This is a genomic window from Paraburkholderia atlantica, from assembly GCF_009362785.1.
GTDB lineage: Bacteria > Pseudomonadota > Gammaproteobacteria > Burkholderiales > Burkholderiaceae > Paraburkholderia > Paraburkholderia atlantica.
Genome location: NZ_WHNQ01000031.1, coordinates 1 through 12881 on the forward strand (window position 1 = coordinate 1; position 12881 = coordinate 12881).

General features: G+C 60.4%; 6 protein-coding genes and 2 pseudogenes. 4 read left to right on the top strand and 4 right to left on the bottom strand.

Going from position 1 to position 12881, the window contains the following annotated elements:
* From GCT19_RS31290 to GCT19_RS31305, 4 genes and pseudogenes are all read left to right on the top strand, one after another.
* The coding region (locus GCT19_RS31290; RefSeq protein ID WP_152854057.1) for a trifunctional serine/threonine-protein kinase/ATP-binding protein/sensor histidine kinase at positions 1 to 5483 on the top strand (5483 nt) is incomplete at its 5' end.
* Between the two features lie 120 nt (positions 5484 to 5603).
* Positions 5604 to 5828, top strand: a pseudogene (locus GCT19_RS43645) (IclR family transcriptional regulator domain-containing protein); the annotation flags it as partial.
* A gap of 733 nt (positions 5829 to 6561) precedes the next feature.
* The gene (locus tag GCT19_RS31300; RefSeq protein ID WP_152854059.1) at positions 6562 to 7215 is read left to right on the top strand and encodes an isochorismatase family protein; all 654 of its coding nucleotides are present in this window, start codon (positions 6562 to 6564) and stop codon (positions 7213 to 7215) included.
* A 180-nt stretch (positions 7216 to 7395) separates the two neighbouring features.
* Complete coding sequence (locus tag GCT19_RS31305) at positions 7396 to 8409, top strand: SLAC1 anion channel family protein (RefSeq protein WP_227749366.1); 1014 nt, start codon at positions 7396 to 7398, stop codon at positions 8407 to 8409.
* An 857-nt stretch (positions 8410 to 9266) separates the two neighbouring features.
* Here GCT19_RS31305 and GCT19_RS31310 read toward each other — a convergent pair.
* The 4 genes and pseudogenes from GCT19_RS31310 to GCT19_RS31330 form a co-directional block, all read right to left on the bottom strand.
* Positions 9267 to 9510 (bottom strand): annotated as a pseudogene (locus tag GCT19_RS31310) (IS110 family transposase); the annotation flags it as partial.
* Positions 9511 to 9659: 149 nt separating this feature from the next.
* Positions 9660 to 10493, bottom strand: a complete 834-nt coding sequence (locus tag GCT19_RS31320) for a carbohydrate ABC transporter permease (RefSeq protein WP_152854060.1) — start codon at positions 10491 to 10493, stop codon at positions 9660 to 9662.
* A gap of 10 nt (positions 10494 to 10503) precedes the next feature.
* The gene (locus tag GCT19_RS31325; RefSeq protein ID WP_227749367.1) at positions 10504 to 11445 is read right to left on the bottom strand and encodes a carbohydrate ABC transporter permease; all 942 of its coding nucleotides are present in this window, start codon (positions 11443 to 11445) and stop codon (positions 10504 to 10506) included.
* Between the two features lie 160 nt (positions 11446 to 11605).
* Positions 11606 to 12865, bottom strand: coding sequence for an ABC transporter substrate-binding protein (locus GCT19_RS31330; protein ID WP_176136958.1), 1260 nt, complete (start codon positions 12863 to 12865; stop codon positions 11606 to 11608).
* Between the last annotated feature and the right edge of the window lie 16 nt (positions 12866 to 12881).

Here is a 12881-nt window from a genome sequence, read left to right on the forward strand (position 1 = left end):
TTCTATGGGACGACGGCGAGCGCGTTTTCTCGCGAGAACAGTTCCCGGTGGTGGCCGGCCAGAAAGTGCTGCTGGCGCGGCTTGCCGCTGAACAGCCGATGCCCGCCAGTCTCGATCGTCTTGCCCACGAGTTCGCGCTGAAGGACGAGCTTGACGGTGCCTGGGCCGTGCGCCCGCTGAGACTGGTGCGCGAAGGCAGCCAGACCGTGCTGGCACTCGAGGACCCTGGCGGCGAGCCGCTGGCGAGGCTGCTCGGCGCACCAATGGAGATCGGTTATTTCCTGGAACTCGCGATTGGCATTGCCGCCGCGCTCGGCAAGCTTCATCAGCGCGGCCTGGTCCATAAGGATCTGAAGCCCGCGCATATCCTCGTGCATTGCGCCGATGGACAGGCGCGGCTCACCGGCTTCGGCCTGGCCTCACGTCTGCCGCGCGAGCGGCAGGCGCCCGAACCTCCCGAAACCATCGCCGGAACGCTCGCCTATATGGCCCCCGAGCAGACCGGCCGGATGAATCGCTCGATCGATTCGCGCAGCGATCTGTATGCGCTCGGCGTCACGTTCTACCAGATGCTCACGGGTGTGCTGCCGTTTAGCGCTACCGACGCCATGGAATGGGTGCACTGCCATATCGCCAGAACACCGTTGCCACCCAGCGCGCGGGTGGAAGCTGTCCCTGCGGTGATCTCCCGTATCGTGATGAAGCTGCTCGCCAAGACAGCCGAGGAGCGTTACCAGACTGCCGCCGGTGTCGAGCATGATCTGCGGCGTTGCCTCGCGGACTGGCAGCGTCAGCACCGCATCGACGACTTCCCGCTGGACGAGCACGGCACCCCCGACCGGCTGATGATCCCCGAGAAGCTTTACGGACGTGAGCGCGAAGTCGAGACCCTGGTCAGCACCTTCACCCGTATTGTCGAGACGGGCGTGCCCGAGCTCGTGCTGGTGTCCGGTTATTCGGGCATCGGCAAGTCATCGGTGGTCAATGAACTGCACAAGATCCTCGTGCCGCCACGTGGACTGTTTGCATCCGGCAAGTTCGACCAGTACAAGCGCGACATCCCCTATGCCACGCTGATCCAGGCATTTCAAAGCCTGGTGCGCATGCTGCTGGGCAAATCCGACACGGAACTGGCAGGCTGGCGCACAAGACTGGTCGAGGCGCTCTCGCCCAATGCGGCGCTCATCAGCGACCTGATCCCTGAACTGAAGCTGATCATCGGCGAGCCGCCCCCGGTCCCGGAACTCGAACCACAACAGGCGAAACAGCGCTTCCTGCAGGTGTTCCGGCGCTTCATCGGCGTCTTCGCGCAGGCCGAGCATCCGCTGGCACTGTTTCTCGACGACCTGCAGTGGCTTGATGCCGCGACGCTGGACCTGCTCGCGGATCTGCTGATCCAGCCGGACCTGCGCTACCTGATGGTCATCGGCGCCTATCGCGACAACGAGGTGGATGCCGCCCATCCGCTGACCGCCAGGCTCCAGGCTATCCGCGGCGCGGGCGCGACGGTCGGGGAAATCCGGCTCGCGCCGCTCACCCATGCGCACGTCGGGAGTCTGCTTGCGGACGCACTGCACTGCGCGCCCGAATCGATCGGACCACTGGTGCGCCTCGTGACCGACAGGACGGGTGGCAATCCCTTCTTCGTGATCCAGTTCCTGCATGCGCTGGCCGAAGGCGATCTGCTGGCGTTCGATCACGATGCACGGCAGTGGCGCTGGGATACCGACCGTATCCATGCCAGCGGTTACACCGACAACGTCGTGGACCTGATGGCCGGCAAGCTGACCCGCCTGCCGCCCGCGACACAGCACGCGCTGCAGCAGCTTGCCTGTCTCGGGAATGTCGCGGACATCGCGACGTTGTCCGCCGTGCTCGGCACACCCGAAGCCCAGGTTCACGCCGTGCTGTGGGAGGCGGTTCGCCAGGAACTCGTCGTGCGGCTCGAAGGCGCCTACGCGTTCGTTCACGACCGGGTTCATCGGGCCGCCTATTCCCTGATTCCTGAATCTTCGCGCGCCGACGCGCATCTGCGCATCGGCCGGCTGCTCATCGCGCAGACGCCGGCGGAAAAGCGCGAGGAAGCGATCTTCGAAATCGTCGGGCAACTCAATCGCGGCGCCGTGCTGATCACCGAACGGGATGAACGCGAGCAACTGGCCGAACTCAATCTGCACGCTGGCCAGCGCGCCAGGGCGTCGACGGCCTACACCTCGGCGCTCGCCTATTTCACCTCCGGCGCAGGGCTATTCAGCGACGATTGCTGGCAGCGTCGGCATGATCTGCTCTTCGCGCTGGAGCTGAACCGGGCCGAATGCGAATTCCTGACGGGACAACTGCTCGCCGCCGAGACGCGACTTGCGGCGCTATCGAGGCGTGCCACGACCACGCTCGAACGCGCTCAGGTCACGTGCTGGCAGATGGATGCCTACCTGATTCTCGACCAGAGTGAAAACGCGATCGCCGTTGGCCTCGCCTTCCTTCGGCATGTGGGCATCGACTGGTCACCCCACCCGGATGACGCGACGGTGCGCCGCGAATACGAGCGCATCTGGTCACTGCTTGGCGACCGGAGCATCGACGAACTCATCGATTTGCCGCCGATGGGGAATCCCATCGCGCTGGCAACCGTCGAGGTTCTGACCAAGCTTTTCGGGCCGGCCTTGTTTACCGATGGGAACCTCAATTGCCTGACGATCTGCAAGGCAATCAGTCTCAGTCTCGAGCAAGGCAATGCCGATGCATCGTGCGTGGCCTATGCCCAATTCCCCTGGTTCGCCGGACGACTTTTCGGCGACTACCAGCCCGGATTCGAATTCGGCCGGCTCGGCTGCAAGCTCGTCGAACGACGCGGCCTCGTACGCTTTAAAGCCCGCACGCATCTCGCGTTCTTTGTTTATGTCGCCCGCTGGGTGCAACCTGCGCGGCAAAGTTGCGGTGACCACTTTCGCCGGATTTTCGACGCTTTGGACCGCACCGGCGATCTTCCATTCGGCGCGTTCGCGTCCAGCCACTTGGTCTCCAACCTGCTTTTCATCGGCGAGCCACTGGTTGAGGTGCAACGAGAGGGTGAAACCGGCCTGGCGTATGCCACAAAATTGCAATTCGCGCTGGCCATTCACTTTATCGAAGACCAGCTTGCGGTCATCCGGACGCTGCGCGGCTTGACGCCGGTATTCGGCTGCCTCGACGACGCGCAGTTCAACGAAGCTCGCACCGAACAGCAATATCGGGCAAAGCCGTCCCTGTCGGCCGCTGCATGCTGGTACTGGATACGGAAACTCCAGGTGCGCTATCTCGCCGGCGACCACGAGGCGGCCATGACTGCTGCCTCGGAGGCGCAACGGCTGCTCTGGACCTCGCACTCGTTTCTCGACGAGGCCGAATATCACTTCTATGCGGCGCTGGCGCGGGCTGCGCTGTGCGACTCCGTTGCCGCCGGCGACCTCCAGCAGCACCTCGAAGCGCTGATTGCCCGCCACAACCAGCTGCGCATCTGGACGGATCTCTGCGCAGAGAACTTCGCAAGTCATACCGCACTGGTCGGTGCCGAGATCGCGCGCATCGAAGGACGAGTGGTCGAGGCCGAGATGCTCTACGAGCAGACCATCGATTCGGCGCAGGATAGCGGATTCGTCCACGTCGAGGCGCTGGCCAGCGAACTCGCGTCCCGCTTCTATGCGGCTCGCGGTCTTCGAAGAATTGCGCGTACCTATATGCAGGACGCCCGCTATGGCTATCTGCGTTGGGGCGCCATCGGCAAGGTGCGTCAACTCGAGGAACAGTACCCGTATCTGAGGACCGAAGAGACGGTGCCCGGACCAACCAATACGATGGCAGCGCCCATCGAGCACCTCGAACTGGCGACCGTGATCAAGGTGTCGCAGGCGGCGTCAGGCGAAATCCACCGGGAAAAGCTGATCGGGATGATCATGCGCACGGCCATCGAACAGGCAGGCGCCGAACGGGGTCTGCTGATCCTCTCAGACGGGAGCGAGCACCGGATTGCAGCGGAAGCCACCACCGCCGGCGACGCGGTCCACGTGCTGCTATCCGACGCGCCGCTCGACGGGGCGATGTTGCCGGAGTCGATCCTCAACCAGGTCTTGCGTACGCGCGAGAACATTTTCCTCGACGATGCCGCATCGGACCCGATGGCCGACTCGGACCCCTACGTCCGTCAGCATCGTGCTCGTTCCGTTCTGTGCCTGCCGCTGATGAATGGCGCCAAACTGATGGGCGTGCTCTACCTCGAAAATAATCTCGCCGCCCGCGTGTTCAGCCCCGCGCGGATCGCCGTGCTAAAGCTGGTGGCTTCGCAGGCTGCCATTTCGCTAGAAAATGCACGTTTGTATCGCGACGTCGCGCAACGCGAAGCAAGAATCCGACGCCTCGTCGACGCCAATCTCATTGGGATCGTCATCTGGGGCCTGGACGGACGACTCATCGACGCCAACGATTCATTCCTTCACATGCTCCAGTACGAGCGTGAGGATTTGAAGGCCGGGCTTCGATGGTATGACATGACGCCTCCCGAATGGCAAGAACGCGTCCCGCGCGAGTTGGAAGAGCTCGAGTCGACCGGCGCCATGCAAGCCTGCGAAAAGGAGTTCTTCAGGAAAGACGGCAGCCGGATACCTGTCCTGATCGGCGGCGCGGCATTCGAGGATGAGCCGAACCAAGGGGTGGCTTACATTCTCGATCTGAGCGCGCAGAAGCAGGCGGAAAAGAAAATCCGTGAGAGCGAAGAGCGCTATCGCGACGTGCAGGCCGAACTGGCGCACGCGAACCGCGTCGCGACGATGGGGCAGCTCGCCGCCTCGATCGCTCATGAACTCAGTCAGCCCATCGCTTCGACGGTGATCGACGCTCGGGCCGCGTTGCGGTGGCTCGACCGCCAGCCCGCCAATGTCGACGAGGCCAGCCGTGCGCTCGGCAGTATCGTCAGCGGCGCGAATCGCGCCGCTGAGGTGCTCGACCGAATCCGGCAACTGGTCAGGAAGGCGCCACGGAGAAGGGAACGGGTGGACCTCAACGAGGCTATCCGCGAGATTGCCGAACTGGTCCAGGGCGAAGCAAAAAAGAGCGGCGCCCGGCTGAAGATGCAACTCGCGGAAGCTTTGCCGCTTATTGAAGGCGATCGGGTGGAAATGCAGCAGGTACTGCTCAATCTGATCGTCAATGCGCTGGAGGCACTGAGCGGCGTCGATGGGGTACGACAGGTGTGTCTCAGCACAGCGGAAGACGAAGGAGGCTGCGTGCTCGTGACCGTGCGCGACTCGGGGCCGGGCTTCGGCCCGAACGGTACCGAACCGGCATTCACCGCGTTCTACACCACGAAGGCGACCGGCCTGGGGATGGGTCTTTCGATCTGCCGTTCGATCATCGACGCCCATGGCGGACAGTTGTGGGCAACTGACTCGCCGCCGCGCGGCGCGGTCGTTCAGTTTACGGTGCCTAAGCATGCTGCTGTTTCTTCTTGATGGTCGCGATTGCGCGACGGACGCTCGCGCTGTGCTCAATCAACTGATGCGGTAGACGCAGATTAATTTTATTTGATAACGCTCCGGTTGCCGACAGGGTGCTCTCGCGCAAACATATTCACCGCGCAACCAAAGGAAGAATTGAAAAAAACGATCGCGCGGGTGCGCCGCCAAGGTTGGGCGATCGTCGACCAGAAGCTCGAAGGCGGCTTGTTTCCGCTGTCCACGCAGATTCACGATCGTCATGGCCGGGTGATCGCTGCGATGAACATCAGCGGCAACGCACAGCTTTACTCGGCTGAGCATCGGCCGAAGAAGGAGCGTTCATCTTCGACAATCGGATGACCGGTCACCGGGGCGGAGCCGACGCCTGAAGGTCTGACCGACGCCCCATGTGAACGGTGGTTTTTGGCCGACTGTCGCCCGATGCGGTTGGCTGTGGTCGACCCAACAGAGCCGTTGGGGGCTGCGGCGTTGCAACGGCCGCTATCACGGCAGGAACAGCCGCAGATCACTACTGCGGCGCCAGCTGTCCCGACCGGTAAAGAAACGAGCCACTGGCCCGCCCACCGTTGCGTTATTAATGCAGTTCTGCTGTTGGCTCGCCATTTGCGACGATCAAAGACAGCACCCAAACGTTTGACGATACCTGGAGCCGAGTGCAATCGACCGATTTAGGAAGGGTTTTGCCACTATCGGCAATATCCGTGCCGGCACGTGCACCGCTAGCCCGACGATGCAAACGCCTCACAGTCCGTTTCGGTGAATGACACGTTCTTTTGAGATCGTGACATCACTGTTCATAGTAGAAGAATAAACGGTGATTAAGCCAACTATTCGCGTGGGATAGGCTCGTCCCATCAGAAATCTTTACTACAATAGTCGAATCACGTTGGCATAGGTCGTTGGCCGCGCTAATCGGCGGAATCCAGTATCTGTATTGCTCGCCGTCGGTGGACTGAAAGGGCTATTCTGGGTCCAGATAATCGTTATGGCGATCCTGAGGTGTATGAACGGCGATAAGGTGCATCATGGCCAGTTTCGGCGGGCGTCTCAACTCCATTTTTAGGACCGAATTATGAACTACGATCCAGCCGATACTGCCGTAGTATTCACTGATCCCCAGAACGACGTACTCAGCCCGAACGGGAAGAACTGGGGCGTTCTTGGCGCAAGCGTGACTGAAAACAAGACCGTCGAAAATATGCTGTCAATCTTCAGGGCAGCGAAAGCCGGGAAGTTCAGTGTTTTCATCTCCCCGCACTATTTTTACCCAACCGACACTCGGTGGCAATTCAATGGGCCGCTTGAGACGGGTGAGTTTCAAACGGGAACGTTCGCGCGGACGGGCGCGCTGAACCTGAGCGGGTTCCAGAAGTCGGGGGCCGACTGGCTGGAGGAATTCAAGCCATTCATTGACGATGGCGAAACTATCGTTGTGAGCCCACATAAGGTTTTCGGTCCACAGACCAACGATCTAACGCTGCAGCTTCGCAAGCGCAATGTGCAGAAAGTCGTGCTTGGCGGCATGCTAGCTAATATGTGTGTCGAAGCTCATCTACGCGATCTGATTGAGCAAGGTTTCGAAGTGGCCGTCGTCGCCGACGCCACGGCGGGGCCGCGCCATCCGACGTGGGGCGACGGCTATAAGGCCGCGCTTGTCAACTACGCGTTTCTCGCACACGCTGTGGTCACGACTCAGGACGTCGTGAAAGCCATGACGCAAGGGTAGCTACTACGGCGCAGATTTGGGCGTCCGCTACACGATGTGGATGACATAAGCCCACAAGTCCGGTTTTTGGCGCGCATCTCGGCCTGATGGCAAGTTCCTGCGCACAGTATCGACATCGTAAAAGAAAGTTTCCATACGTTGATCAGTTCTGCCAGAGTCGCTCACTGGCATGGAGCTCGGATGAGTACCAACGACGAGGAAATGCAGATGCTCGCAAGTCGTCCGCCCCAGACTGGACAGGCGTTCGACTACCTGCCGATCGGACTATTTGGATCGGTCATGGGGCTGGTTGGACTCGCTGTTGCCTGGCGCGCTGCTTCGCAGATGTATGGCGTGCCGGGTTCGATCGCTGATGGCATCGGAGCTGTCGCCGTAGCGGTCTTCGTCTCGCTGGTTCTTGGATATGGTTGGAAATGCCTGACTGCCTGGCACGCGGTGAAGACGGAGTTTGGGCATCCGATTGCCGGCTCTCTGTTCGGAACGGTAGCAATCAGTCTTCTGCTGCTGCCAATCGTTCTGGTACGTGTAAGCCATGAACTTGCGTTCGGCATGTGGGTATTGGGTGCCGTCGGCATGGTGTTTTTAGCGTGGCTCATCGTCAGCCGATGGATAAGTCGCCGCCAGCAGTTGCCCCACGCTACTCCTGCGTGGATTATTCCGGTTGTTGGCATGCTCGACCTGCCATTGGCGATGCCCGCGCTCGGTCTACCAGCCACTTCGGAACTCGGCGTATTCGCACTCGCGGTTGGGCTATTCTTCGCGGTGCCAATCTTTGCGCTGATCTTTGCGCGATTGTTGTTCGAGGACCCAATGCCGAACGGCTTGCGACCGACATTGATGATTCTCGTTGCGCCCTTTGCCGTCGGCTACTCGGCCTACATCACGGTGACCGGTAGTCATGACCTGTTCGCGGAAGCACTCTACATGCTGACTTTGTTTTTCCTCGCGGTCCTCTTCGGACAAATGCGCTATCTTGCAGCCTGCTGTCCCTTTCGTCTTGCATGGTGGGCTGTCAGCTTCCCTCTCTCAGCGTCGGCGATCTGCTCTCTCAGAGTTGCAAGCGAGAGCCCCGGTCGTATCACCAGTAGCATCGCCTTGCTTCTACTTTGTATCGCCAGCCTTGCAATTCTTGGTATCTTCCTAAGGACTTTGAAGGGGTTACTCTCTGGCGAATTGCGCACCTTGAGTACCTAGACATGCATATGCAGGGAATATGCAGCTCTGTGAGCGCCGCGGATAAGCAGAGTGCATTTTTGTCGGGACGGGAAAACCGATAGGCTTTGATATCGGTAAATGGGTTTGCCGGCCATGATGTGCGGGACAGGCCCGCGTGCATCGTGGCAAGAGCGATGCGACTCCGAACTCAGAACGTGGCGGCAACCATGCATTTAATAGGTTCATCGAGGATTACCGGAGACCATGTGGCCAGCGACGGATAGACGGGCGGGTATCTATTTGGAGGAAGGCCGACTGGAGAAAGCTGCGGTGGAAGATTCCGAAAGCCGCTTATTCATCTGCATTGGAATGCCGGACCGATTCGAATGGCCGTTGTGAGGAACGTCACCGACGTCCGAACGTCGTCAGGCGCGCGCAGGCGAATGACGCTTGATGGCCGAACCCGGAAGTTCACAGCCGGCCGATGCTTGGATCGGCCCACTTGGTCGGTGAACGTCAATATCCGACCCGAGGCGGTCCGCGAAGTCCGCTCTGCATCAATGGCAGGTTTCGAGGGGCGGACATTCGTCGGACGATGTCCTTATACGAGCAATCAGCCTTAAACCTGCGAATCTGGATGCAGAGAGCAGTCGGGAGAGATTTTTTGTTCAAGGTTTGCGCAAGATGCCGGTCGATACTTCGTTGGATGGCGCTCGCGGGAAACATGCATTTCTCCAGCAATGAGCAAGTGATTTGGCCACCTGGACAAAGCGACAACTTCGCCTCGGGCGTGGCGCCCGCCACCAATGCACTCTGCGCACGTGGATCGGGCTGGTCCAACCTGTCTCGCCATCACATTGAAATCAACCTTAGCAACCTACCAGTGCCTCGACGCTTCAGAGACAAAACTTCCAAATGGGTCTATTGCTTACTTGATGCACTTCGTACGACGTCCCGTGAGCGAGGATCGCCCAGGCAGTTCGTGCCATTTTGTTTGCCAAGGCTACCGCCACGACATTTGCTGGGCGTCTCATCTGCATCGCCTTTCCAAGCGGTTGGTACCTTGGTGTGACACAGCACAGACCGCGGCCCATGTATCAACAACGTACGCAGGTACGGGTCGCCACGCCTCGATTCACCGCATGGAGCAACCGGGATCGGCTTCTGCGCCGGCCCCGACGATCGTGCCGGAAAGCTCCAGGCCGAGAATGCGCGGCGCGCCAGCGGCGCGGTGGATATTGGCCGAGGCGCTGAATCACGTCCGGACGATTGATGCCGGCCGCAGCGAATCACCCCTTTACCGCACCCACGGCGATGCCGGACACGATGCGCCGCTGGAACACGACGTAAAGCACGACGATCGGCGCCGCGGCCAGCACAAGACCCGCGCACAACAGCGGAACATTCGTCGTATATTCGCCGCGCAATGCGGCGATACCGACCATTAGCGTGCGCTTGTCCTGAAGCACGAGCAGCGAAATCAGTACATCGTTCCAGCAATACAGCGTGTTCAGAATGCCGAGCGTGACGAGCGCAGGCTTGCCCATCGGCAGCATCACGTACCACCACGCCTGCAGAATGCCCGCGCCATCGATCCGCGCGGCCTCGAGCAGGTCACGCGGCAAACTCGAATAAAACGCGGTCATCAGATACACGCTAAATGGAAGAAAGAAGGCCGTATAGGAAATGATCAGGCCCACGCGGGTATTCAACAGGCCCAACGCAATAATCGTCTGATAGAACGGCACGAGCACCACCTGCACCGGAATCATCAGCGACGCGAGGATGACCACGAAAATCAGCTTGCGATGCGGGAACCGCAGAAATGCGAACGTAAAGCCCGCGAGCGATGAAACGAACAGCAAGCACGCGACCGCGCCCACCGTCACGAGTATCGAGTTGATGTAGTACTCTCCAAGATTGGCCTGCACGCAAGCTTGAATGAAGTTCTCGAACGTCGGATGACCCGCGATGCCGAAACGGTCAAAGATATAGTCACGCGTCGACTTGAACGCGTTGTTGAGCGCAAACGCCAGCGGATAGACGCACGACACGGCGAGCACGGCCATCGGAACGGACAGCGTCCAGAGCACTCGCCGGTCCTGCTTTACGGTAATCGCCATGCCATGAGCCTCAGAGGTTCGCGTTACGGGTCATGATCCGGATCTGCAGCCATGCAATGCCGCCCATCAGCGCAAATAGCACGACGGAGATCGCTGCCGCATACGATGGGCGATTCATCTTGCCCTGCTCGATCCAGATCAGGAATTCCGGCAAGGTCGTCGATGTGCCGGGCCCCCCATCGGTCAACACGTAGATGAGTCCGAACATCGACGTCAGCACGCCGACCGTCGTGACGACGGCCACGAATTCGATGATCGGCCGCAGCATCGGGATGATGATGTAGATCCACGTCTGCCAGAAATTGGCGCCGTCAAGCCGCGCGGCTTCGATCATCTCATCGGGCACCGTCGACAGGCCCGCCATGAAGATCAGCACGCCCATGCCGAAGGTCGACCACATCTGCACGCCGATCAGGCTCATGAGCGCAGTCGAACCGTTGCCAAGCCAGTCGACCGCATCGATGCCAAACGTATCGAGCATCGCATTGAGGTTGCCGTCGTATCGCAGGACCACATTGAAGATCGAGCCGATGATCACGCTCGACAACACGGCCGGGAAGAAATAGACCGCACGAAACACCTTGCCGCCCGGCACCCCCTGATGAATCAGAATCGCCAGCACCATCGGCAGCATGACCCAGACTGGCAGCGTGGCCAGCAGGATCAGTGTGTTGACCACCGAATCGCGGAACGACGGATCGTGCGCGAGCACGACGTAGTTCGAGACACCGACAAAGCCGACCGCACCCGACGGCGTCACGCCGAGGAACGACAGCACTGCGCCCCATCCGAGCGGAAAGATGCGGAAGACGATGACGAGCAGCAACGCGGGAAGCAACAGCACGAACGCCATGCGCTGCTCCGAACGGTCACCGCCCGGCCTGACCACGGCAGGCGACGCCTTCGATGCGGGCGCCGCGCCGCTCGTCATAGATGCAGAAGATTTCGACATGTCTGGGTCGTAGTTCAACGTGCCTTCGAGTGCCACACAATCGCCAAGGGCTGGCCTGATTCGCTTCACTATCGGGTGGCGTTGCCCCCTGAGTCGCACAACGTGGAGTGCTGCGATGGCTTCACCTTGCAACAATCCGGCGCGCCCAACAAGCTACACATCACCGCTTTGCCGACGCCTGGACTTCATCCATACGCGCAGCGGCCTTGTCGACCGTCGTATCGCCATTAAGCAACAGCTGGCTCTGACGGTGCCACTCTTCCATCTCGGCCGCCGATGCGCCGAGCAGCGTCGTCGTCACGGCGGAGTCCTTGAGCCATCCGAGAATGATCTTGACGGTCGGGCCCTTGAACGAAGCGAGGTCGACACTGCTGTTCGCCGGCAGCGCGCCCGCATCGTTGGCGAAGACCTGGAGGGCAGCCGGGCTCGCCAGCTCTTGCACGAGTTGCTTGGCCAGCGCGACATTCTTCGACGCTTTGTTCACGCCGTAGCCGATACCGCCGGACACGGGCATACGGGGATTGTCGGGCGGATTGCCGGCCGCAACGGGCGGCGACGGCATCTTGTAGACACCGAGTTTTTCGGGCGTGAGGAAATTCTCGAACTGCTTCCAGTGCGCGACATCGGAAATTAGGCCGATCGCGTTGCCCGCATCGCCGCGCATGAATTGCTCGTATTCATCCATGAACTTCGTCGTCGAGTTCGCGCCCTTCGAATACCAGCCATCCTTTTGCGTATCGACCCACGCCTGGAGAATCCCCTTTACCTGCGGGCTCGACCACTTGAGCTTGCCCGCCGCGAATTGCGCCTGTTCGTCGGGTGTCATCGACGTCGCGGCCAACGAGGAGAAAAAGAATTCTGCACCGTAGCCTTCCTTGTTGCCGAGCGCAAAACACGGGATCTTGCCGCCCTTGGCCTTGAAGGCCGCGCAAACGCGCTTGAGATCGTCCCAGTTCTTCGGCGGCTTGCTCGGATCGAGTCCGACCTGCGTGTAGAGGGCCTTGTTGTAATACACGACAAACCCCTGAAGCGTCAGCGGCAATGCATAGGTCTTGCCGCTCGCGTCCTGAAACTCCTTCACCCCGAGCATGCCTTTGTCGAGCCCGCTGAGGTCGACGAGGTCCGACATCCGTGCACGTGCCTGTGCGCCGCCGTTCATCAGGAACACGTCGGGCCCGGCGTTGGCCGACAGCGAGGTGCCCAGGATCGTGTAGTACTGCTCGATCGGCTGGCCGACGAACTTTACCGTGACGCCCGGATGCGAGGCTTCAAAGTCTTTCTTGACCTTCAGGAAATACGTCGACGTAACGGGATCGCTCGACTTCCAGTCCCAGACCGTCAGGGTCTGTGCCGCGGCGGCGGCGGATAATGCGAGTCCGACAAGACACACCGCGATGCGTGAGATGAATGGGCTTCGCACAGCTGTCTCCAATGGT

Excerpts from the sequence above, each read along its gene's own strand:
- GCT19_RS31300 (WP_152854059.1), top strand. The coding sequence starts at position 6,562 with ATGAACTACGATCCAGCCGATACTGCCGTAGTATTCACTGATCCCCAG.
- GCT19_RS31305 (WP_227749366.1), top strand. The coding sequence starts at position 7,396 with ATGAGTACCAACGACGAGGAAATGCAGATGCTCGCAAGTCGTCCGCCC.
- GCT19_RS31320 (WP_152854060.1), bottom strand. The coding sequence starts at position 10,493 with ATGGCGATTACCGTAAAGCAGGACCGGCGAGTGCTCTGGACGCTGTCC.
- GCT19_RS31325 (WP_227749367.1), bottom strand. The coding sequence starts at position 11,445 with ATGTCGAAATCTTCTGCATCTATGACGAGCGGCGCGGCGCCCGCATCG.